Here is a 23,578-nt window from a genome sequence, read left to right on the forward strand (position 1 = left end):
GCAATACTGTGCCGCCGTTAGGTCTGCGGGGATCGAGTTCGGAATGCGGCGTCAGGATTTTGAAGTCATTGAGGTTTCGGGCAGCCCCTACAGGTTGCCGATCGTACTTCGCCAGACCAACTCGAAGCTTTCCCGGGTTCCAGGCCTCGTCCTGCTGGTTATCTTGGCCGCCCTGATCGTCGGCCCGCAGGTGGGCTTCGCGGCCTACGCAATTGCTTCTCCCGAAGTCCGAAGCGCGCTGATTGCACAGCCCGTGGTTGCGATAGAGCTCGCACTGGCTCTCGTCTTCTGGATCGCCCTCATCGTTTGGCCGTTGCGAAACATTCTCTTCGCTTTGCTTTCGGACCGGGAGGTCGATATCCGCGATGGCGAGGTCAAGGTGATTGACCGGACAGCCTTTTCGAAGACTTTCTGGCGGATGCCGCTTGCCACCTACGAGGGTGTGGCCGTGCATGTGCGTTCGTCACTTTCGGGTGTGCGGCAGGAGGCGGTCCTGGTGCATCCAAACAAAAATCGCAGCATCGTTTTGATGGCCGCTGAGCATATCGGAGCGCGAGAGGTCGAGGAGCTTTGCAATTTGCTGAGCCTGCCTTCTGCTCCGGCCGAGCGCCATTTTGGCGCCGGCGCGCAGGTCTCCGGCCGAGAAAATGCTGTGGCAGCGTAGCCATTCGGCATCGTTTTGACGTGATTGTTGCCTCTCTAACGCGAAGTGAGGCTTGTTTCGAAGCAGTGAGGACGGCAGAGTCTTGTTGAGGAACCTGCCACTTCCGAGGATTTTCAGGGGACGACTATGCGAGGGTTAGACATGTTGTGGGCATTTTCACGGATCCGCTCCGCTGGTTGCCTTGCCATTTTGGTCGCTTGCTTTGCCGCCATTTCTGCCGGTGGAGCGCGGGCTGAATCTCCGGCTGTTTACATGCAGCGCGTTCAGAACGAGTTGATCGTCGCGCAGAAGTCCGGCGGGGTCGCACAGTTTGCCCAGGTGCTGCGCCAGCACATGGATGTGCCCGGCATCGGCTTGACGGCCCTTGGTCCTCATGCCCGGACGCTGCCGAAGGACGAACGTCCGGCGTATTACAACGGCATGATCAATTTCATCGCCAAGTACGCGGCCAAAGAAGGCCCGAAGTACATGGTCAGAAGCGCTGTCGTGACGGGTCAGGGTCCTGGTGATGCGGGCGGCACGAATGTCGACAGCCGCATCACGCTCATGACGGGCGAAAGCTACGATATTCGCTGGCTCGTGATGAAATCGGGGTCGGGCTACAAGGTTCGCGATGCGCAGGTGGTCGGCTTCTGGATGACGTCGTTCCTCGACGATCTTTTCCAGAATTACATCACCGAGAACGGAAATAATCCGCGCGCCCTTGTATTGGCTCTGAGCCGGTAGCATCTGCCATCGGGCGCTTCTCGCCGGATGTACGTGTGCAATTGCCGGTGATGGTCATGGAATAGCCTGCAAATCACACTTCCTTTGGCCGGCGCCGAGAATTTTGACAAAGGGCCGTACTCATGGTCCTTGTCAAACGGGGACGGAAAAAATCGACGCGCGCGTTCCATTAGTGCAGTGCGCGGTCGCGAGTGGGGATGGAGACGGGCAATGAATTCTCTGAAGTTGCGTTTTGTGTTCGGTATGGCGCTTGCTGTCAGCCTCGGCACAGCAATGTCGATGTCACCTGCATCGGCGGACGATCAACAGCCGCCAGCCGCAGGTAGCGATCAAGCGGCGCCTGCCGCTGAAGGCGGCACGGATACGCTCCCGGCCGCGGGGGATGGGTCGGAACAGGCTGCTCCCAGCGCAGAGCCCGCGCAGGATGGCGGGGCATCGGCCCCTGAAGCTCCGGCCGAAGCTGCAGCTCCGGCGGAACACCAGGAAGCACCAGCTGCGTCTGAGGGTGCTGAAGCTCCCGCATCAGGCGCATCCGCCGTCTCGGCCAGCGACCTGAAAATCGGAGCCGCGGTCTATGGCGCCGATGGCGCGAAGATTGGTGAGGTCAACGGCGTCAAATCAGACGACGCCGGCAAGGTTCAAGAAATTCTCGTCACGGACGGCGTTGCAGCCGGCATCAACGCGAAGGTCTTCGCCATTTCCGGCGACAAGATCACCAGCGTTTCCGACGGCGTGAAGCTGTCGCTCAGCTCGGAAGAAGCAAAGAAGCTTCCGATCATCGACAACAGCAACGGCTAATCAGTCCACAGAATCTCATTTCGGAAGCCGCGCTTTTAACCGAAGCGCGGCTTTTTGCTGTGAATTGTCCGTGTTCAACCGAATTTGCCGGCCGCTTCTCTCGCAATCGGCGTGCCGCTCGCATATGCAGGACCTCCGACCTCAACCGCGTCAGCCGCGTCGGAGAATGGAAACGTCATGCGCAGCACCGGCTTCCTCGCACTTATTTCGTGTGTCCTATCGGCATTCGCACTCGTCGTTGGCATTGGCGTAACTTCGGCTGACGAAGCTCTCGATACGAGCAAGCTCCCGCGCGTCTCTGGCACGAAGGACATCTTCGCGAGCCCATCGTCTACGATTTTCACGGCGCCGGGTGCTGTCACCGAGGCGGCCGAGGGTACCATCGCGGCGCTCACAGCGGCGGGCTGGCAGCCGTATGCGCCAGCCTTCGGCGAGCCGATGAAGAGCCCCACCATGGCAATCGCGAACTTGAAGAAAGGCGCGACTGGCCTCTCCGTGTTCATCACGGTCGCGCCGGCACAGAACAACGCGACGAGCGTCACCTATACCGGGGTGATCATTGCGAACGACTTGCCGTTTCCTAAGGATGCGACGGACATCAAATTCGACGGAGATCGCCCGTTTCTATCGTGCGTGTCCGCCGGCAACCTCGCAGCGACATCGGATTTTCTCCGCACGGAGCTGATCGCGCGCGGCTGGTCGCCGTGGTCGGTGAAGGACAACGCCAAGTCGGCCTATGCTGACGAGAAGACCGAGAAGGGCCTCTATGCCTACTACGTTCGCGATACCGGCAAACCTCTGATCCTCGTGCTGCAGAGCGCGGACGACGGCAAGACGACGGTGAAGATCGAGGCCGTTCCTCCTGAAGTCCTGCACCCCGCCGAGAAGAAGGAAGCAGCGAAGGCGCCTGAACCTCCTCCGGCACCGGCAGCCAAACCTCAGGACAAGGTCGGCGATGCCATCGACGATCTGGCTGCCAGCATCATCAAACAGGCGCAGCAGTCGGTCGCTGACGCGATGTCGGGTGCAAAGCCCGCTGCCCCCGACAACGCCGACAAGGTTTCTGACGAGCCCACGGAAGCATTGACCGTTCTCGACGGCAACACAGCGCCCATTCCGGTTCCGTCGACGGCGGCGGACGTCGACTTCGACGGCGCCAGCGGCAAACTGGAATTCAACTCGTCCTCCAGCATCAAGCAACTTGCGGCGTTCTACAGGAGCCAGATGAAGACGCTCGGCTGGAAGGAAGAGAAGTCCGTGATCAACCAGGCGAACATGGTGGTGCTCGGCTTCCACAAGGGCGAGCAAGACGTTTCGCTCACGCTGATGAAGATGGGCGAAGCCGTCAACGTCAGTGCCAGCGGCTCGGCACTCGAGAAACCGGAGGCGACCGCGGACGCTTCAGCGAGCAGCAATGTCGCTGGCGCGCCGGGCAACGAGCCCGACAAGGAACTCGAAGCCGAAGATGCCGGAGGCCTTCCCGTGCCGAAAGAGCATTCGCTGAGCGGTAGCGAGCAGTCGATGTTTCGTCACGGCGCTAATGCCAATGTCCCGGCGAAGCTTTCCTCGGTGCTTGCCTTTTATCGCCGGGAGCTCGGCAAGCGTGACTGGAAAGAAGATGCATCGAAGTCGGTCATCAAGGATGACGCTGCGGAAATTCACTACGTGACGGCCGAGGGTCCCGCTGTTCTGAAGCTTGGGCGCGCCAGCGGCGAGACGACAATCGCTCTTACCGTGCGCGAGGACGAAAAGGCGAAGAAATCCGGGATGCTGGCGAAGCCCGGGCAGACGAAGCTTCTGCTCGGCAACTTCCTCGAGACCGAGGCCGTCATTACCATCGCCGGCAAGACGATCAAGGTTCCGGCCGGCGCCGGCAGCAAAGGGCCGGACGGGCCGACGCTCGACGTTGCGCCCGGCAAATACCCGTACATACTCAAAGGCGCGGGTGGGGCTCAACCCGACGATCCGATCGAGGTCGGCGCCGATGAAATCTGGGGCCTGATGATCGGCCCCGGCGGTGTGTTGCCGGTTCAGATGTATTGAGGCCAGCCTGAACGGACACGCTCTCCGAGTGGATGTGCGCGTCCGTCTGTCAGCTGGCCTCGGATTGCGTCACCGTTCGAAGCGCTTGAACTTGATCCGGTGCGGTTCCACTGCCTGATCGCCGAGGCGGCGCTTCTTGTCTTCTTCGTAGTCAGCGAAGTTGCCTTCGAACCATTCGACGTGGCTGTCGCCTTCGAATGCGAGGATGTGCGTCGCAAGACGATCGAGGAAGAAGCGGTCATGCGAGATGACCACGGCGCAGCCGGGGAAATCTTCGAGCGCTGCTTCCAGCGCGCCGAGCGTCTCCGTATCGAGGTCGTTCGTCGGCTCGTCGAGCAGCAGCAAGTTGCCGCCCTCCTTCAGGAGCTTGGCGAGATGCACGCGGTTGCGTTCGCCGCCGGACAGCATGCCGACCTTCTTCTGCTGGTCGGCTCCCTTGAAGTTGAACCAGCCGCAATAGGCGCGGCTCGGAACTTCCTTCTTGCCGCCGAGCAGCATTTGATCGAGGCCGCCTGAGATCTCTTCCCAAACCGTCTTCTTGTCGTCCAAATGAGCGCGAGATTGATCGACGTAGGCGATCTTCACGGTGTCGCCGAGACGGATCGAACCCTTGTCGGGCTTTTCGACGCCGGTGAGCATCTTGAAGAGGGTCGTCTTACCTGCGCCGTTCGGGCCGATGACGCCGACGATGCCGCCTGGCGGCAGCTTGAACGAGAGATCGTCAATCAGCAGGCGGTCGCCGAATGCTTTGCTCAGGCCCTCTGTTTCGATGACGATGCCACCGAGGCGCGGTCCGGTCGCGATCTGGATGGATGCGCGTCCGTTTTCCTCGCGGCCGGCTTCATCGGCCAGCTTCTCGTAGGCGGTGATACGCGCCTTCGACTTGGCCTGGCGCGCTTTCGGCGATGATCTGATCCATTCGAGTTCGCGGGAGAGAGCCTTCTGCTTGCCTTCCTCCTGCGCCTTCTCGACCGACTCTCGCTTGGCCTTCTGCTCGAGCCAGCCGGAGTAGTTGCCCTTCCACGGCACGCCCTGGCCGCGGTCGAGTTCGAGCGTCCACTCCGTGATGTTGTCGAGGAAGTAGCGGTCGTGGGTCACGAGGATGACGCAGCCCGTGTACTCTTTCAGATAGCGTTCGAGCCAAGCGACGCTCTCGGCGTCGAGATGGTTGGTCGGCTCGTCGAGGAGAAGGATGTCGGGCTTCGACAGCAGAAGCTTGGTCAGCGCGACGCGGCGCTTTTCGCCGCCCGAGAGCTTCGTGACGTCGGAGTCGCCCGGCGGCGAGCGCAAGGCGTCGAGCGCCTGCTCGACCTGCGCGTCGAGATCCCACAGGTTCTGCGCGTCGATCTGATCCTGGAGCGCCGTCATCTCATCGGCGGTCTCTTCCGAATAGTTGGCTGCGATTTCGTTGTAACGGTCGAGAATGGCCTTCTTCTCCGCAACGCCCTCCATGGCATTGCCGAGCACATCCTTCTCGGGATCGAGTTCCGGCTCCTGCGGAAGATAGCCGACCTTGATGCCGTCGGCGGCCCAGGCTTCGCCCGTGAAATCGTCGATCCTGCCGGCCATGATTTTGAGCAGCGTCGACTTACCGGAGCCGTTGAGGCCGACAACGCCGATTTTGGCGCCGGGCAGAAACGACAGCGAAATGTCCTTCAGCACCTGCTTCCCGCCCGGATAGGCCTTGGACAGCTTGTGCATGTGATAGACGTACTGATGTGCAGCCATACGCGGCGCCTCGTTGGGGATAAGGTTTAGGGATTGGGGCCTTCCTACCCGATTGTCGCGACTTCCTCAATTGCATCATTGCGCCCATGTGCGACGTGCCGCGGGCGCTTTTCGGGGCCACGACCGGAATGCCCGATCCGACTGTCGCAAGCGGCAAAGCGCCGTATGCAAATGACAGCGCTTCGAAGCATCACCACGCGGGATTTTTGACGCCGGTAAAGAAATAGACGCCGAGACCGATGGTGAAGACGAGCCATCCCCAGAGGACGTGCTCCATATAGACCGCCGCGAATGATCGGGTGCGCTCGTACCGCCAAGCCAAGAGCAGTCCGATGACGAAGGTTCCTGCGACGGCGATCCAGTTGCGGAAGAGGATGTGGCCAAATCCGAATGCCAAGGCGTTGACGAGGATCAGGCTCCATCGCGAGTGAAACAGCGGTCCGTAGCGGTGAAAGAAGAATACGCGATACGCGAACTCCTGAGGCAGCACAGACGTGAACGGATAGAGCACCATGATCTTCAGCCAGAGGCCGGGACGTTCGGCTGCGAGTGCGAACAGGCGTTCGGGCATCAATACCGCGACGAGCGAGCCGACCAGCGCGCTGCCGACGATGAATGTGCCGAGTATCGAGAGGACGGTCGATCTCGCGACGCCGCGGCTCGCCTCCGTTTTCAGGCTGAAGGTGCGATCGAAATAGAGGAACGCGACAAACGCGATGAGCACCGGCGGCAGCGCGTAAAACAGCGGCACGTTGTATTCGAAAACGGCAATCCGCATCAGCAGCGGGGTTCCGACGTAGATCAGCCCGAACTCCGCCCAGAGCTGCCGCCTGCGTCGTTCCGAAGGATGAATAACGTCGAGTGATTGCGCGAGCGTTCCACCGGCGCAGAGATCGGCAGAACCGGAGACCACATCTTTCGGGGAGAAGACTGTCGTCATCTCGTCTGCACCTCTCACCTCCCCTCGTTACGTCTTCGCCTTGACGAGCCCCGGGAGCATTTCGGCACGCCGGAGCCAGCGCTTCGCTATTTCTGCGGCGATGACGTCCGCCGAATGCAACGGTTCATAGGTCCACGACGGCAGCGGTTCATCAGATGGGGGCAAAGGCCGCGTCGCGCCATAGGACGCGAGGCCGGAGTGGAAACGGGTAAACTTCGCGCTTCCGCCGGAAGGAGAGAAAATAAAGATCGGTCGTCCCGTCGCTGCGGCCTCGCAGGTCATGCTGACGCTGTCGGCGGTGATGACGAACATATCCGCATGGGCGACGAAATCGGGGTACGGGTTCTGCCCTTCGCCGTCCCAGAAAAAGGCGCGCGCGGCCGCAACCGAGTTTTTGATCCGGGCCGCAAGCCGTTCTGGGGTTCGCCGTGAGGTTGTAATCATCAGCCCTGCGCCGCTTGCCGCCAGCCCGGCCAATGCGTCCACCAAGCGCTCCTCGTCGGCCGGCGAATAGCGGTAGTAGCCGTTCGGACCGCCGATCAGGCAGGCAATGCGGGGCCTCGGCAGCCCGGCGATCCTCGGCGGCGGGTTGGTGTGGAGCGCGCGGAGCCGCGCGGGCGAAAAGCGATGCGGGGCCGTCAACGTCGAGATGACGTTCGGGCCCCGACGCCGGTCGTGCGCGGGGACCCATATGAGGTCGGCGCTATTCGCTCCCGTCCGGGGATCCATCAGAATGACGGTATACGTCTCGAGGCCGGCGCGCCGGCGCAGGGCGCGGATGTAGGGGATGGTCGTACGGCCCGTTGCGAACGCAAACGCCGGCCACGGCGGGTCGAGACGCAGCCTGCCCTCGTTGGAAGCCTCGGGCGGCAGCGGGCCCCAGGGAGCCATAAACTTATAGATGCCTGCTATGTCGACCCGTTGAATCTCGGCCTGCAGACCGAGTGCCTCGACGACGCCGAGGACCTGAGCTTCGTGGCCCGCCTTGCCGTCGGAGAAGATCCAGGCCGTTTGACCCTGGAACATGCCGGAATATGGAGCTGAAGGCGGGTCGCTACGTGCCATGACGGACAAACTTTTGGGCTCCTCACCGCGGCTATGCCGAGGCTGCCGACGATCTTGTTAAAGAAATAAGCGAAACTTCGTGCGCCGTTCTACATTCCTGATATTACTCTAGCCTCCCTGCAGTGGCGCGGCTCCATGGCTATCGAACTCGACGAAACGGACTGGCGGATCTTGCGAGAGCTGCAAGCCGACGGACGAATTACCAATATCGCTCTCGCCAACCGCATCGGCTTATCGGCTCCGCCCTGTCTTCGCCGCGTTCGCGCGCTGGAAGAAGCCGGACTTATCGCAAGCTATACCGCTCTCGTCGATGAGGTAAGGCTCGGTTATGCGCTGACGGCGTTTGCGATGGTGAGGCTCCACAATCAGGCGGAGTCCGATCTCCGCTCATTCGAAAACAGAATTCTCGGCTGGCCCCTCGTCCGTGAGGCCTACATGCTGTCCGGCGAAAGCGACTTTATACTGAAGTGCATTGCTCGCGATCTGCAACGGTTCCAGAGCTTCGTGCTCGATGAATTGACTGCGGCACCCAACGTCGCCAGCGTCAAAACCTACCTTACGATCCGCCGAGCAAAGCGGGAGCCCGGGGTGCCGATCACAGTGGCGGGCCCAGACGGGACTTGACAGCAACGGGTATTGCGGAGGGCCGATGGCAACCTTTTCTGATCTGGCGCTTCGGATTGGAAGAGCGCTCGTTATCTCGGTTATGTGCGTATTGCCTTCGGCCGCAGCCACCTCCGACGATCTCTACAATAGCTATTTCGCGAATGTGCTCGACGGCGCGCCCTGCTTTGCCCGGACGTATGACGAAGCCCATCTCAAAGATCATCCGGACCAGCGCGTCCGCAAAATCGAGATCGACCTTTCGAAGCGGAACTCGGATGGCACGCCGAATTCCGCCGACCGGTTTGAGATCGGGTTCGGGCTCATGCTGACGAGCGGCCCGGAATGGTATGGGCAGGCCGCGAGCTGCAAAACCAACGATACCGATTTCGAGTGCTTTCTCGAAGGCGACGGCGGCGTGTTTCGCCTCTCGCCTCGAAACGACGGCGGGCTCCGCCTCGAGACCGGAGAAAGCGGGATCGCGCTCCAAGGCGGCGCGGGCGACATCGAACTCTCCGGAAAAACCGGAGAGGATCGCGCTTTCGATCTTACTCAGTCGAAGGAAGAGTGCCGGTCCGCTTCTGCATTCTTCGAAGGCGGCAACGAGTAGCCAGCCTGTGCAGCGAGAAGCGCGAGCCTGAGCCGGTGGCTGGGGCTCAGCCCCAGTTCACCTGTAAGACTTCAAGCGTGCGCGTCCCCTTGGGCGTCGTGACGTCGACACTTTCGCCCTTGGATTTGCCGATGAGCGCACGCGCGATGGGGGACGAAATGGAGATCCGGCGGTTGCGCAGATCCGCTTCGGTATCGCCGACGATCGTATAGGTGACCTTGTCGCCCGAATCTTCGTCCTGCAACGTGACGGTCGCGCCGAACTTGATCGTCTCGCCGGAGAGCTTCGTGATATCGATGACTTCGGCGCGGTTGATCTTGTCTTCGATCTCTGCGACGCGCGCTTCGTTGAGGCCCTGCTGCTCCTTGGCCGCGTGATACTCTGCGTTCTCGGAGAGGTCGCCATGGGCGCGTGCCTCGGAGATCGCCGCGATAATGCGCGGGCGCTCGACGGCCTTCAGGCGGTGCAGTTCCTCCTCGAGGTTCTTGTAACCCTCAAGCGTCATCGGCACCCGTTCCATGAGCTTCTCCAAATTCTTCCGAACGGCTAATTCATTGCGGGGAAGAGCCCCCCGACACACGGTAACAGTAGAGTTGGCAAACAGGAAAGCAACGAAGCCCGGCCGCGCCTTTCGGCGCGTCCCGAACTCTCAACGAAAGGCTCAGCGATGGGCGAAGGCCTGCAACGGCGCCACTTCGAGCGTGTCCGATGCCAGCGCTTTAATGGCCCGTGTAACCGCTACTGCCCCCGCCAATGTTGTATAGTAGGGTATGTGGTGAAGCAAGGCAGTGCGCCGAATGTCCTTGCTGTCGCTGAGGGCTTTTGACCCTTCGGTTGTATTGAAAACAAGGTGAATATCCCCGTTTTTCATCGCGTCGACGATGTGCGGGCGGCCTTCCAGCACCTTGTTGATCGCGTCACACTGAATGCCGTTGGCCTCCAGTAGGCGCTTCGTGCCGCGCGTGGCGACGACCTTGAAGCCCATGGCTGCAAGCTCCTTTACCGGGGCAACGACGCGAGCCTTGTCACTTTCCTTGACCGAGACGAAAACCGTGCCGCCCGAGGGAAGCTTCTGACCGGCGCCGAGCTGGCTCTTTCCGAAGGCCATCGCGAAGTCGTGGTCGATGCCCATGACCTCGCCCGTCGAGCGCATCTCCGGTCCAAGGATCGGATCGACGCCGAGGAACCGGGCGAACGGGAACACGGCTTCCTTCACCGCGACGTGTTTGTAGGATGGCTTTTTCAGGTTGAACGCCGCGAGCGGCTTACCCGCCATCACCTCGGCCGCAATCGTGGCGATGGGCAGCCCGATGACTTTGGCAACGAAGGGCACGGTTCGCGATGCACGCGGATTGACTTCGAGAATGAAGACCTGCTCGTCCTTGATGGCGAACTGAACGTTCATCAGTCCGACGACGCGCAGGGCGAGCGCAAGCTCCCGCGTCTGCCGCTCGAGTTCGGCGATCATCGCGGGCGAAAGCGAGTACGGCGGCAGGGAGCAGGCGCTGTCGCCGGAGTGAATTCCGGCTTCCTCGATATGCTCCATGATGCCGGCGACGAAAGTGTCCTTGCCGTCCGACAGGCAGTCGACATCGACTTCGACCGCATCGGTCAGATAGCTGTCGATCAGAAGCGGGCGCTTATCGGAAACGACCAGCTCCGAAGGCTTGTCGAGGGTCGCGGAGAGACGCGCCACATAACGGTCGACCTCGGCCCCGTCGTGCACGATTTCCATCGCGCGGCCGCCAAGGACGTAGGACGGACGAATGACGACTGGATAGCCGATCTCTTCGGCGACGCCGCGCGCCTCGCCAGGCGACTTGGCGATGCCGCTCTTGGGCTGCACGAGCTTCAGCTTTTCGATCAGCGCTTTGAAACGATCGCGATCTTCGGCGAGATCGATGGCGTCGGGCGACGTTCCGAGGATCGGGACGCCCGCTTCTTCCAATGCGCTCGCAAGTTTCAACGGCGTCTGGCCGCCGAACTGGACGATCACGCCCTTCAGCGTGCCCTTTTTGCTTTCGACGCGAATGACTTCGAGGACATCCTCGGCGGTCAGCGGCTCGAAGAACAGCCGGTCGGATGTGTCGTAATCCGTCGAGACCGTCTCTGGGTTGCAGTTGATCATGATCGTTTCGAAGCCGGCCGCTGTCAGCGCAAAGCATGCGTGGCAGCAGCAGTAGTCGAACTCGATGCCCTGGCCGATGCGGTTCGGTCCGCCGCCTAGGATCACGATCTTGTTTTTCGCCGTCGGATCGGCCTCGCAGACGGGGTCGCCGGTGAGACCCGTTTCGTAGGTCGAATACATGTACGCGGTCGGCGACGCGAACTCGGCGGCGCACGTGTCGATGCGCTTGAATACGGGCTCGACGCCGAGCGCTTTGCGGGCCTCACGGACCGCTCCTTCGGTCGTTTTGCCGAGCTTGGCGAGACGAGCGTCCGAGAAGCCTTGCGCTTTGAGTGCGCGAAGCTGGGTAGCGGACTTCGGCAACCCGTGCGCACGGATCCGCGCTTCCGTGTCGACGATGGCTTTGATCTCGGTCAGGAACCAGGGATCGATTTTGCAGTACTGATGAATTTCATCGAGCGAGAAGCCCTCGCGGAATGCCTGCGCCACCTTCAAGATGCGATCGAAGGTCGGGCGGGAGACGGCAGCGCGAACGACGTTCTTGTCATCGCCCTGACCGAGGCCTTCCAGCTGCACGTCGTCGAAACCGGTCAGGCCGGTTTCCATCGAGCGAAGCGCCTTCTGCATGCTTTCCGCGAACGTCCGGCCGATGGCCATGGCTTCGCCGACAGATTTCATCGACGTCGTCAGCGTGGTATCGGCGCCGTGGAATTTCTCGAAGGCGAAGCGGGGGATTTTCGTGACGACGTAGTCGATCGTCGGCTCGAACGAAGCCGGCGTCGCGCCGCCCGTGATTTCGTTCTGGATTTCATCGAGCGTGTAGCCGACGGCGAGCTTGGCCGCGACTTTGGCGATCGGGAAGCCCGTTGCCTTCGAAGCGAGCGCGGAGGATCTCGAAACGCGCGGGTTCATCTCGATAACGACGAGACGTCCGTCCGCCGGATTGACCGCGAACTGAACGTTCGAGCCGCCAGTTTCGACGCCAATCTCGCGCAGCACCGCGATCGAGGCGTCGCGCATGATCTGGTATTCTTTGTCGGTCAGCGTCAGCGCGGGCGCGACGGTGATGCTGTCGCCCGTGTGCACGCCCATCGGATCGATGTTCTCGATCGAGCAGATGATGATGCAGTTGTCCGCCTTGTCGCGAACGACCTCCATCTCGAATTCTTTCCAGCCGAGGACGCTTTCCTCGACAAGGACCTGGGACGTCGGCGACGCATCGAGGCCGCGTTCGATGATCTCGAAATACTCTTCGCGGTTATAGGCGATACCGCCGCCGGTGCCGCCGAGCGTGAACGACGGCCTGATGATCGCGGGCAGCCCGACGATCTCGAGCGCCGATGCCGCCTCGTCGCGCGAGTGTACGAGTTCCGAGCGCGGCGTTTCGAGGCCGATCTCGCGCATGGCTTCGCGGAAGAGCTGGCGATCCTCGGCCTTGTCGATGGCCTCGGCTTTGGCGCCGATGAGCTCGACGCCGTATTTGTGCAGGATGCCCTGCTTGTGGAGCGCGAGCGCGGTGTTGAGAGCCGTCTGTCCGCCCATCGTCGGAAGAATCGCGTCGGGGCGTTCCTTGGCGATGATCTTGGTCACCACTTCCGGCGTGATCGGCTCGACGTACGTCGCATCCGCGAGATCCGGGTCGGTCATGATCGTCGCCGGATTGGAATTGACGAGGATGATCCGATAACCCTCTGCCCTCAGCGCCTTGCAGGCCTGGGTGCCGGAGTAATCGAACTCGCACGCCTGTCCGATGACGATCGGGCCAGCGCCGATGATGAGAATTGAGTTGATGTCAGTTCGTTTTGGCATGCGGCGCAGGAATTTGGCCGAAGCTCGCGATATCGCGGTCGGCTCAGGATTGGATCAGAGGTCGGGCTAAGGGGGCCTTATAGGCAATGCGCCCCGCGGGGGAAACCCCGAAAATTTTTCGTCCGGTCGTTCTTCGCGGATAAGCGCGTTTATCCCTTTTTCACCTTGTCACGTCCCTGTGCATCGGAACTCGGAAGAAAGACGGTCAGCAGGCCCAGAAACGGCAGGTAAGAGCAGATCTGGTACACATAATCTATGCCGCGCGCGTCGGCGACGAGCCCCAAGACGGCCGCTCCGATGCCCGCCATGCCAAACGCGAAGCCAAAAAAGATACCGGCGATCATGCCGACCCGGCCTGGCACAAGTTCTTGCGCGAAGACGACGATTGCCGGGAAGGCCGAGGACAGGATGAGGCCAATCACCACAGAGAGCGCAATCGTCCAGCTGAGGTTTGCATACGGCAGCGCCAGCGTGAACGGCAAACAGCCGAGGATCGAGAACCAAATCACCATCTTAGAGCCGAATCGATCGCCGAACAGGCCGCCGAGAATGGTGCCTGCGGCGCACGCTCCGAGAAATGCAAACAGCATCAACTGAGACTGCTGCACGGAGACGCCGAAGGTATGGATGGCGTAGAAGGTGTAGTAGCTCGTCAGGCTCGCCATGTAGACGTTCTTCGAGAAGACCAGGATGGCGAGAACCGTCAGGGCGACCGCTGTCCGGCGGCGTGAATGAATGAGCCCCGCGGCCGCCGGGTGGCTGCTGACCTTGCCCCGCGCGGTCGTTCCCCATTCGCTGACTTTCCAAAGTATCACCATGCCGACGAGCGCGATCGCGCCGAACCAGGCGATGCTCTGCTGCCCACGCGGCAACACGATGAAGGCCGCGAGCAACGGGCCGAGCGCGGTGCCAAAATTGCCGCCGAGCTGAAACAGCGATTGTGCAAATCCATGACGCCCGCCAGATGCGAGCCGCGCGATGCGGGACGATTCCGGGTGAAAGATCGCGGAGCCGATGCCGACGCAGGCGGCTCCCGCGATGAGGACCGCATAGCTCGTCGCGTACGCCAGCATCATCAGCCCGATGAACGTCGACCCCATGCCGATGCTGGTCGAATAGGCAACGGGGCGCCTGTCGGTGAAGTGGCCGATGAAGGGTTGCAGCAACGACGCCGTTACCTGGAACGCCATCGTGAGAAGCCCGATCTGCCAAAAATCCAGGCCATAATCGTGCTTCAGCATCGGATAGACGGCTGCCAGCAGCGACTGCATCACATCGTTGAGGAGATGACAGAAGCTGACTGCGAAAAGGACAGTAAGGGAAGCTGTAGCCATCGGCGCGCGCAGCGCCGAGCGTGACGATTCTATCGTGGTCATGGAAGTCTCCGGCGCCGCTTTTAGCGCCGAAGGATGCTTCGGTCATAGGCCCAACCGGGCATACCAGCCATCTCAGGGAGCATGGCCGGTATCACAGCGAAGATGCGCGTAAAGACGGACGATGCTCGCGGCTTATTTGTCCGTGGACGGGTTAGCGGCAGGCGTCTGTGCAGCCGGCGGCGCCACCACGTCCTTCGGGGGATCGATCTTCATATCGAGCGGGAACGTATAGCTCGTCTTGAAGATCGGCTTGTCCTCGTGCCCCGGCGCCAGAAGCGTGTTGCTGACCGGCAGGCCCGTGAGCGCGTCGACGTAGAACATCCGGTACGCCTGATTGGGATCGGCGGTGGAGCCCTTTTCCATCTCCGAGTCGAGCCGGTACGAGAGGACATCACGGCCGTCGATGGTCGTGCGGCCCTTGCAGGCGTAGCTGCCGACGTCCGTCTGCTGCGTCACGACGGAGTCCTGCATCTGCTCCTTGATCTGGCTCGCGACTTTCGGCGCCAGCGGCTTCCAGCCGGTATCATCCTGCTTCGACCACGCTTCATTGCCGACGAGGATCAATTCCGTCGTCTTATTGGTCAGTTTCGCGGTGACCGTTTGATGCATGCGATCGGGAAGAACGTAATCGACCTGCATTGTCGACGGGCCGTTCTCGGTCAGCATGTGGGTGTCCATGCGGAACCACGACGACTTCCGCAGCTTTTGCAGCGCGGCCGAAACTTCATCGCTGCAGGGATTGGCGTTGGGCTTTGCTCCCGGAGCCGCATCGGGCGCCGGGGCTTGCGCCAGAACGTTGCTGGAGAAGGCTGCGACGGTAACAAGGGCGAGCGCGATGCGGCGCATAGGACTATCCTGAATAATGCCGGGCCTGAATAATGCCGGGTGCGGCTGGATTTAACGGAGCTTTTGCACGGGAGCGTTCGTTGGCGCAACGATGTCGATATCGGTCGGGTAGGAATACTTGACCTTCAAAACGGGGGTTGCCCCGTCCGCGCGGGACGCCACGACGTTGAAGGCCGGTAGTCCGCTCGTGGGATCGACATAGATCGTCCGCGCCATGATCTTCGTACGATCAGCTTCGGGCGCAGATTTGTCCGCGGTGCGGTAGGCGATGAGATCCTGGCCATCGAACTTCGCGGGGCCGAGACATTCGAAGTCGCCAAGGCCCTTCGGCGGCGCGTATACGGTCTGGTTCACCTCGGCGACGATCGACTGGGTAAACTGGGGCAGAAGCTCTTCCAAGGCGCCGCTCGTTCCCGCGAAGGCGCGGTCTCCGACCAACATCGTCTGCTGCTCGCCCGGCATCGCAGGCGACGTTACCGTCTGCAGCATACGATTGGGCGGCATGTAGTCTATTCGCATATGGGCCTCGCCCTCAGCCGTCGGCTGGCTGAATTCGACGCGGAAGGCCTTCGACGCGCGCTGCTTCTCAAATGCTGATAGAACGTCGTTCGTGCAGTCGGCGGCGAAGGCCGGTGCCGCTACAGCGAGCGAGAGGACGGCCAAGCAAAGCGCGCGCATCGATTTCCTCCAGATTTTTTCCTTGCGTTATACTCAGATCGGCACGTGAAGCGATCTTAAAGTTCAGCAAGGTTGATTTGTGGAATCGTCCTTTTGGGGCGCGCCTCAAACGGGCCTATTTTTTGCGCATCTTCTCGCAAGGGTCGCCGCGCTCAGTGCGTGCCGTAAAGACGACGAAATCGGCGGCCGGCTGGCCATCCGGACCGCGTGGTATGTAGGACTGAGCGTCGTCGTTGCCGTCTTCGACCTCGATGAACATGACGGAGACGATCTGCGTCTCGGGCGCACGCTTGCGAACGTACCAGGGCACGCCGCGATCCGTCCGCGCGTGTCCGGTGCCGGCGATCAGAAAGGCTGCGCCGTTGGTCTCGCCGGCCGCGATAACCGCGTCGGCCAGATGTGCATCGCGATAGCGCTGCGCGTAGGCCATGCCGCCGAATGCTTCTTTCGGAAGCGCGCCGCAATGGGAGTCCTCGATTTCCTTCACCGAGGCCGCGTCGAGCTTTTCGCCGAGGGGCACATCGAGACCGAGGCGCGAACGGTCCTCAGCGGCGAGGGCGCCCTCCCCTTCTTTGGCAGCCTTCCTGATTTCGGCGCGAGCGACATCGCCGGCATAGATCGGCAGGTCGAGCGCAATCGCGGCGCTGAAGAGAGGTTCGTAGACATCCTTCGGCCACTGGGACTTATCCCAGTCCACGAGGCGCTTCAGATTGTCGACGGTACGCGTCTCGGACGTGGCGCTTCCCGACAGCGCCCTGAAACTCGCGACGCCCGCCTCCTGGTCGGCGCGAAGTTGTTCGAAGACGACCGCAGGCCGTTTCGCATTCGAGGTGTCCGTGAATTCGGTGAGAGCGGCGGATTGCAGAAGATGATGCTCGGCGTTGTCGTGGGTCTCACCGAGGATCAGCGCGCCTCCGGATGACATCGCGGCGGACACGGCCGTTTTCAGACGCATCCACGGATGGGTCGTGCACGAAGCCTCCGGGGCTTCGGCAGTCGCCGGAGTAGTGGCCAGAATTTGTCCGCAAAGGGAGTGCGAACAGGTCTTGGCCTGTCGCGCGATCTCTTGCAGGAATGGGCCTTGCTCGAACGCACAAGCCTGCGCGTCCGATCCGAATGTCAGCGCCGAAAAAACGGCCGCGAGCAGGCTTCCGTAGCCTCTCGCCACCCCCGATTTTTTCACCGGTTAGCGCTCCCGGCTCGCCGGCAATCCCTTTTGCTTCCTCATCATGTTGACGAAGCGCGTGAACAGATAGTGGCTGTCCTGCGGGCCGGGCGAGGCTTCCGGGTGGTGCTGCACGGAGAACACGGGCTTGCCTTCGAGCGCCAAGCCGCAGTTCGAACCGTCGAACAACGAGACGTGCGTTTCAACGACGCCGCTCGGCAGGCTCTCGCGATCGACCGCGAAGCCGTGGTTCATCGAAACGATCTCGACCTTGTTCGTCGTGAAGTCCTTCACCGGGTGATTGGCGCCGTGGTGGCCTTGATGCATCTTCTTCGTCGTCGCGCCGAGCGCGAGGCCGAGCATCTGATGGCCAAGGCAAATGCCGAACACCGGCTTGCCGCTATCGACGAGCTTCTTGATTTCGGGCACCGCGTATTCGCCGGTCGCTGCGGGATCTCCCGGCCCATTCGACAGGAAGACGCCGTCCGGGTTGCGGGCAAGCACGTCCTCAGCTTTTTCCGTTGCCGGAACGACCGTGACTTTGCAGCCCGCTGACGCGAGGCAGCGAAGGATGTTGCGCTTCAAGCCGTAGTCGATGGCGACGACGTGGAAGTCAGGGTTCTCGTTGCGCTCGAAGCCTTTGCCCCACACCCAGCGCTGCTCATCCCAGGAGTAGCTTTGGCCGCTGGTGACTTCGGGGACGAGGTCGAGGCCCAGAAGGCCGTGCCAGGCTTTCGCCTCTGCCTTCAACGCGTCGATGTCGAACTTGCCGGATGGATCGTGCGCGATGACGCCGTTCGGCATGCCCTTCTCGCGGATGCGCGCCGTCAGCGCTCGCGTGTCGACACCCGAGATGGCGATGATCCCGCGGGTCTTCAGCCACTGATCGAGGTTCTCGGCGGCGCGGTAATTCGAAGGCTGGGTGATGTCGGCGCGCAAAATGCAGCCCCGGACACCCGAGCGCGACGCGAGATTGGACGTCTCGGTGTCTTCCGGATTGGCGCCGACGTTGCCGATATGCGGGAAGGTAAACGTAATGATCTGTCCGGCGTAGCTCGGGTCCGTCAGGATTTCCTGATAGCCGGTGATCGCGGTATTGAAGCAAACCTCGCCGACGGCGGTTCCGGTCGCACCGAGACCACGGCCCGCTATGACTGTGCCATCGTCAAGCACGAGGCGCGCCGTCAGAGGCACTTCTGTCCAGGGTTCAGGTGCGGTCATCTGTCATCCATTGAATGGGTCTTCGAGCAACGGCTCAAATCGCGCCGAACATCTAGGGGAACGACCATTCAACGTCAATTATGGTCACCTCCTAAAACTTCTGTCCTGCAACGCTTGCCGGGAGATACATGCACCTCGTAAACCAATCCCTCAGTTTCAAGGAGACGTTACCCATGCGCGCCAAGATCAGCGCCGATCTCAAGACGGCAATGAAAGCCGGTGACAAGCCAAAGGTCGCGACACTCAGGCTCATCAACGCCGCCATCCAAGCCGCGGAGATCGAAACGCGTAAGGAACTCGATGACGCGGGCGTCCTTGCGGTCATGACCAAGATGGTGAAGCAGCGCCGGGATTCCATCGCGCAGTACACAAGCGGCGGCCGCCCCGATCTTGCAGCCACCGAGCAGTCCGAGATCGACATCATCGAGGCCTACCTGCCAAAGCAGATGGACGAAGCCGCCGTCGCCGCTGCTGTCGCCGACGCAATCAAGGAAACGGGGGCCGCGTCCGCCAAAGACATGGGCAAGGTGATGGGCGTGCTCAAAGCCAAGTATGCGGGCCAAATGGATTTTCAGAAGGCGAGCGCTGCGGTCAAAGCGGCTCTTGGCTGAGCCCACCAACTGTAGCCGCAGGATCTGCTCAAAACGCGGCTCTGTGGAAAGCGGGTATGGTTTGGCGCGACAAGGCATTGAAGCGCCGTGCTTCTAGGCGAATCACCTATTCAGTTGCGTGCCGGGGCTGAGCCACAGAGGTCTCGGCATAAGAGTTCGCTTCATCGAGGCCCACCACGCCGATGCGCTTCAGTCCGAACCTTCTGGATGAAATCCGCTCCCGGCTGCTCGTGAGCCAGGTTGTCGGCCGCAAGGTTGCGCTGAAGAAATCCGGCCGTGAATTCAGGGGCCTCTCACCGTTCAAAGCGGAGAAATCGCCCTCGTTTTTCGTGAACGATCAGAAGGGCTTCTACCATTGCTTCGCGTCCGGCGAGCATGGGGACATCTTCACATTCCTGATGAAGACGGAGGGCCTCGAGTTCCCGGAGGCGGTCGAGCGGCTCGCGGCTGAAGCAGGCGTGGCGATGCCGAAGCCTGCCGAACGCAATGTCGAACAGGAAGACCAGCGCGATAGGCTTTACCGGCTGCTCGAGGCTTCGGCGGCGTTCTTCGAGGACAACTTGCGGACGGATCGGGGTTCCGAGGCCCGTGGGTATCTCGAGAGGCGCGGACTGGCGCGTGAGACGATAAAGACCTTTCGGCTCGGATTCGCGCCGAACTCGCGCTCAGCGCTCAGCGCGCACCTCAAGGGCAAGGGGTTCTCGGCTGCCGACATGGCGACCGCGGGCATGCTCATTTCCGGGGACGACATTCCCGAACCCTACGACCGTTTCCGCAATCGGGTGATCTTTCCGATCCTTAATTTGAAGGGACGTGTCATTGCGTTCGGCGGCCGGGCCCTCGACAAGGAGGCGCCCGCCAAATACCTGAACTCCCCGGAAACGCCTCTCTTCCACAAGGGCCACATCCTCTTCAACGCCGCGCGTGCCCGGGCCGCAGCCCACGACAAAAACAGGGTGATCGCGGTCGAGGGCTATATGGACGTCGTGGCGCTCGCCGAGGCGGGCTTCGTCGAAACCGTTGCGCCGCTTGGAACTGCGCTCACCGAAGACCAGTTGAAGCTCTTGTGGCGTTTTGCACCAGAACCGCTGTTGTGCTTCGACGGCGATGGCGCCGGCCGCAAGGCAGCTGACCGTGCCGTCGAAATCGCGCTCCCATTGGTCAAGCCTGGTTTCAGTGTCGCTTTCGCCTTTCTGCCAGACGGCCTCGACCCGGACGATCTCATTCGCCAGCGGGGCGCTGCCGCCATGACCGAGGTTCTGGAGAAGACGCGTCCGCTCATCGACGTTCTGTGGGACCGGGAGGTGAAAGCCCAGCCGGTCGGCACCCCGGAGCAGCGGGCGGCGCTCGAGGCCCGTCTCAAAGCGCTGACCGAATCGATTCAGGACGCGACAGTTCGCAGCTACTACTCCCGAGAGTTAAGGGATAGGTTGTATCAACTTGGACGGGAAAGGTTTTCGGCACAGAGCCGGGGCGCCGGTGGGCCATCCGTCCAGTCCTCGTACGCCCGGCCGGTGGCGGCCCCTGACTGGCGTGGACGCGAGCGCCATCGGCTCAATGGACCCGAGAAGCGCTTTCCGAAAAAGCCGGCTTATCCTGGCGCAATGACGGCCAGTCCGGAGCTCGTAAGCCATTTTCAGAGCATATTACCGCGCGAGGCTCTTATTCTGAAAACACTTATTAACCATCCATGGCTGATTGATGAGCATTCGGAGGCTGTTGCGGTCATCGAGTTCGCCTCCCCTGCGATTTCAGCGCTACGCGATGAGATTTTAGCGGTGCATGCGCGCCAGAATTCCCTTGACAGCGCAACTTTACGAACCCAATTGAGCAAATCGGGGGTTGCAAAGGTGGTGGACCTCGTCGCGCGAACGATTACGCACAAAAGCGACCGTTTTGCCGAGCCAGATGCCTCCGCCACCGATGTCGAAGCCGCCTGGCACCATATTCTTGCGCTCCAGCAGCGACAGGCCGAGCTCGGCCTTGCCCTGAAGAACGCCGAGGAGGCTTGGTATCGGGATTGCACGGAAGACGCAGAAAATCGCCTTCTCGACATCAAGCGCCAGATCGCCCGCGAAACGGCGGCAGAACAAATGGACGAGTTCGATCAACCCGACGACGACAATTCAGACTTCAAGCGCGCCGGATAGGCGTGTGGTTTGCATACCCGCTTCGGCGAGCTGCAGCATGCGGCCGTTCGAAGCCCAGGCTTTGTGAGATTTAGCCCCTCTCGTGCGGGAGCGGCGCAGACGACAAGGAACCAAGGATGGCACGCGCCCAGCAGGCAGTCCAGAAGACGGAAGACAAAGACCAGGCCGCCGACGCCCCAGAACGCGACAGCCCGCTACTCGACCTGTCGGACCAGGCTGTTAAGCGTCTTCTGAAGACAGCGAAGGCGAAAGGCTACGTCACGCTCGATCAGCTGAATTCGGTTCTGCCGTCGGAAGAGGTTTCTTCCGACCAGATCGAGGACCTTTACGCCACGCTGTCCGACATGGGCATCACGGTCGTCGAGACCGAAGAAGGCGAGGAAAAGGAAGAAGCAGCCGAAGAGCTGGCCGAGGATGAAGAGGGCCGCGCCCTCGTCACCCAGAGCAGCAGCTCTCTCGTCAAATCCGACACCAAGTCGGAGCCGGCCGAGCGCACCGACGATCCCGTCCGCATGTATTTGCGCGAAATGGGATCGGTCGAGCTTTTGTCGCGCGAGGGCGAGATCGCGATCGCAAAGCGCATCGAGGCCGGTCGCGAGGCGATGATCGCGGGTCTCTGCGAAAGCCCCCTCACCTTCCAGGCCATCATCATTTGGCGGGATGAGCTCAACGACGGCAAGATTCTTCTTCGCGACATCATCGATCTCGAAGCAACGTATGAAGGCCCCGAGGCCAAGGAAGTTTCGGCTATTCCGGGCGAAGGTCCGGCTGAGGCCGATTCCGAGAACCCGTCCGCCGAAGGCGAGGACGATGACGAGTTCGAGAACGCGATGTCGCTTGCCGCGATGGAAGCGGAACTGAAGCCGAAGGTTCTCGAGACCTTCGACAAGATCGCCGCGACCTACAAAAAGCTTCGCAAGCAGCAGGACAAGAAGCTCGAACAGCAACTCGTCGGCGATCAGGGCTCGCGCCAGCAGCAGAAAGCCTACGAGAAGATCCGCGACGAGATCATCGTCGACGTGAAGTCGCTGTCGCTCAACAACAACCGTATCGAAAGCCTTGTCGAGCAGCTTTACGCGATCAACAAGCGCCTCATCGGCCTTGAAGGACGTTTGATGCGCTTGGCCGACAGCTACGGCGTGCCGCGTCAGCACTTCATCGACGAATATTACGGCAACGAACTCGACCAGACATGGCTCGACCGCGTTGCCAACAACGGCAAAAAGTGGGGCTCGTTCGTCAAGACCGAACGCGGTCAGGTCGAGCAGATCCGTGGCGAGATCCATCAGCTCGCGACCGAGACGGGCCTCGAGATTCCGGAATACCGCCGCATCGTCAAAGCCGTTCAAAAGGGCGAGCGCGAAGCACGGCAGGCGAAGAAGGAAATGGTCGAGGCGAACCTTCGTCTCGTCATCTCGATCGCCAAGAAATACACGAACCGCGGTCTGCAGTTCCTGGATCTCATCCAGGAAGGCAACATCGGCTTGATGAAGGCCGTCGACAAGTTCGAGTACCGCCGCGGTTACAAGTTCTCGACCTACGCGACGTGGTGGATCCGGCAGGCGATCACGCGTTCGATCGCGGACCAAGCGCGAACGATCCGTATTCCCGTGCACATGATCGAGACGATCAACAAGATCGTGCGCACGTCGCGGCAGATGCTGCACGAGATCGGTCGCGAGCCGACGCCGGAAGAGCTGGCTGAAAAGCTCGCGATGCCGCTCGAGAAGGTGCGCAAGGTTCTAAAGATCGCCAAGGAGCCGATCTCTCTCGAGACGCCGATCGGCGACGAAGAGGATTCACATCTCGGCGACTTCATCGAGGACCGCAACGCGGTGCTGCCGATCGAGGCGGCGATCCAGTCGAACCTTCGGGATACGACGACGCGCGTTCTTGCTTCGCTGACGCCGCGCGAGGAGCGTGTTCTCCGCATGCGCTTCGGCATCGGCATGAATACCGATCACACGCTGGAAGAAGTCGGCCAGCAGTTCTCGGTGACGCGCGAACGTATCCGTCAGATCGAGGCGAAGGCTTTGCGAAAGCTGAAGCATCCGAGCCGCTCGCGGAAACTGCGCAGCTTCCTGGATAACTGATTGAAAGGGCCGCGAAAGCGGCCCTTTTTGTTTCCTGGCCCTGTCCGGATTCACGCCGCGCGCGCCTTGTTCCTCGGAAAGCCGCACAAAGCCGCGACATCCCAGCGCCGGCTACAGAGCCCGCGACCCGCTCGCCAGTGAACCTTTGAGTTCGCGCGCGGTAAACCATAACGTACACGCATTGCTGACCGCTGCAGCGCGCTTGAGCGCGTATTTCGGGTCCTCCATCCATGTCTCGAACCATCTCTCGAACCATTTCCGGCGCTTGGCATTTCTTGAAGAAGCCTACATCCTCGCGAAAGTTGCCGCAGGGAGCTTGGCAAC

Annotated in this window: 19 protein-coding genes; 9 read left to right on the top strand and 10 right to left on the bottom strand. The window is 61.3% G+C overall.

The window, feature by feature from the left end; translation table 11 throughout:
• Positions 1–43 precede the first annotated feature (43 nt).
• The 4 genes from BM399_RS20040 (at position 44) to BM399_RS20055 (ending at position 4,231) form a co-directional block, all read left to right on the top strand.
• A complete protein-coding gene (locus BM399_RS20040; RefSeq protein WP_092869568.1) occupies positions 44–664 on the top strand; it encodes a hypothetical protein in 621 nt (206 codons plus the stop codon).
• Between the two features lie 252 nt (positions 665–916).
• Positions 917–1,390, top strand: coding sequence for an ABC transporter substrate-binding protein (locus tag BM399_RS20045; RefSeq protein ID WP_244531408.1), 474 nt, complete (start codon positions 917–919; stop codon positions 1,388–1,390).
• 210 nt (positions 1,391–1,600) lie between these two features.
• Positions 1,601–2,188, top strand: coding sequence for a PRC-barrel domain-containing protein (locus tag BM399_RS20050; protein ID WP_092869570.1), 588 nt, complete (start codon positions 1,601–1,603; stop codon positions 2,186–2,188).
• Between the two features lie 177 nt (positions 2,189–2,365).
• Entirely contained in the window at positions 2,366–4,231 is a 1,866-nt protein-coding gene (locus BM399_RS20055; protein WP_143117880.1) for a hypothetical protein, read from the top strand.
• A 69-nt stretch (positions 4,232–4,300) separates the two neighbouring features.
• Here the strand turns inward: BM399_RS20055 and ettA are convergent, their stop codons facing one another.
• The 3 genes from ettA to BM399_RS20070 form a co-directional block, all read right to left on the bottom strand.
• Positions 4,301–5,959: an energy-dependent translational throttle protein EttA gene (gene ettA / locus BM399_RS20060; protein WP_092869572.1), complete on the bottom strand. Its 1,659-nt coding sequence runs from the start codon at positions 5,957–5,959 to the stop codon at positions 4,301–4,303.
• A 190-nt stretch (positions 5,960–6,149) separates the two neighbouring features.
• A complete protein-coding gene (locus BM399_RS20065; RefSeq protein WP_092869573.1) occupies positions 6,150–6,899 on the bottom strand; it encodes a CPBP family intramembrane glutamic endopeptidase in 750 nt (249 codons plus the stop codon).
• Between the two features lie 27 nt (positions 6,900–6,926).
• Positions 6,927–7,964 carry a mitochondrial fission ELM1 family protein gene (locus tag BM399_RS20070; protein ID WP_092869574.1) on the bottom strand — a complete coding sequence of 346 codons (1,038 nt, stop codon included), beginning with the start codon at positions 7,962–7,964 and terminating at the stop codon, positions 6,927–6,929.
• 135 nt (positions 7,965–8,099) lie between these two features.
• On the opposite strand from BM399_RS20070, the gene BM399_RS20075 reads away from it, so the two are divergent.
• On the top strand, positions 8,100–8,588 hold the full coding sequence (locus BM399_RS20075) for an Lrp/AsnC family transcriptional regulator (protein ID WP_092869575.1): 489 nt from the start codon (positions 8,100–8,102) through the stop codon (positions 8,586–8,588).
• Positions 8,589–8,613: 25 nt separating this feature from the next.
• Positions 8,614–9,177 (top strand): hypothetical protein, encoded by a 564-nt coding sequence (locus BM399_RS20080; RefSeq protein WP_092869576.1) that lies wholly within the window; start codon positions 8,614–8,616, stop codon positions 9,175–9,177.
• A gap of 46 nt (positions 9,178–9,223) precedes the next feature.
• Here BM399_RS20080 and greA read toward each other — a convergent pair whose 3' ends face one another.
• From greA to carA, 7 genes are all read right to left on the bottom strand, one after another.
• Positions 9,224–9,697: a transcription elongation factor GreA gene (gene greA, locus BM399_RS20085; protein ID WP_092869577.1), complete on the bottom strand. Its 474-nt coding sequence runs from the start codon at positions 9,695–9,697 to the stop codon at positions 9,224–9,226.
• A 141-nt stretch (positions 9,698–9,838) separates the two neighbouring features.
• Complete coding sequence (gene carB, locus BM399_RS20090) at positions 9,839–13,114, bottom strand: carbamoyl-phosphate synthase large subunit (protein WP_092869578.1); 3,276 nt, start codon at positions 13,112–13,114, stop codon at positions 9,839–9,841.
• A gap of 149 nt (positions 13,115–13,263) precedes the next feature.
• A complete protein-coding gene (locus BM399_RS20095) occupies positions 13,264–14,490 on the bottom strand; it encodes an MFS transporter (protein ID WP_092869579.1) in 1,227 nt (408 codons plus the stop codon).
• A gap of 132 nt (positions 14,491–14,622) precedes the next feature.
• Positions 14,623–15,336: a hypothetical protein gene (locus tag BM399_RS20100; protein WP_092869580.1), complete on the bottom strand. Its 714-nt coding sequence runs from the start codon at positions 15,334–15,336 to the stop codon at positions 14,623–14,625.
• A gap of 51 nt (positions 15,337–15,387) precedes the next feature.
• The gene (locus tag BM399_RS20105) at positions 15,388–16,014 is read right to left on the bottom strand and encodes a hypothetical protein (protein WP_092869581.1); all 627 of its coding nucleotides are present in this window, start codon (positions 16,012–16,014) and stop codon (positions 15,388–15,390) included.
• A 115-nt stretch (positions 16,015–16,129) separates the two neighbouring features.
• On the bottom strand, positions 16,130–17,197 hold the full coding sequence (locus BM399_RS20110; protein ID WP_092869582.1) for a ChaN family lipoprotein: 1,068 nt from the start codon (positions 17,195–17,197) through the stop codon (positions 16,130–16,132).
• A 3-nt stretch (positions 17,198–17,200) separates the two neighbouring features.
• Positions 17,201–18,400, bottom strand: a complete 1,200-nt coding sequence (carA, locus tag BM399_RS20115) for a glutamine-hydrolyzing carbamoyl-phosphate synthase small subunit (RefSeq protein ID WP_092869583.1) — start codon at positions 18,398–18,400, stop codon at positions 17,201–17,203.
• 173 nt (positions 18,401–18,573) lie between these two features.
• On the opposite strand from carA, the gene BM399_RS20120 reads away from it, so the two are divergent.
• The 3 genes from BM399_RS20120 to rpoD all read left to right on the top strand — a co-directional run bounded on the left by BM399_RS20120 (position 18,574) and on the right by rpoD (position 23,254).
• The gene (locus BM399_RS20120; protein ID WP_092869584.1) at positions 18,574–19,011 is read left to right on the top strand and encodes a GatB/YqeY domain-containing protein; all 438 of its coding nucleotides are present in this window, start codon (positions 18,574–18,576) and stop codon (positions 19,009–19,011) included.
• Between the two features lie 182 nt (positions 19,012–19,193).
• On the top strand, positions 19,194–21,161 hold the full coding sequence (dnaG, locus tag BM399_RS20125; protein ID WP_092869585.1) for a DNA primase: 1,968 nt from the start codon (positions 19,194–19,196) through the stop codon (positions 21,159–21,161).
• Between the two features lie 116 nt (positions 21,162–21,277).
• Positions 21,278–23,254, top strand: a complete 1,977-nt coding sequence (gene rpoD, locus BM399_RS20130; RefSeq protein WP_092869586.1) for an RNA polymerase sigma factor RpoD — start codon at positions 21,278–21,280, stop codon at positions 23,252–23,254.
• Positions 23,255–23,578 lie beyond the last annotated feature (324 nt).

It is taken from the genome of Hyphomicrobium facile (genome assembly GCF_900116175.1).
Lineage (GTDB): Bacteria > Pseudomonadota > Alphaproteobacteria > Rhizobiales > Hyphomicrobiaceae > Hyphomicrobium_B > Hyphomicrobium_B facile.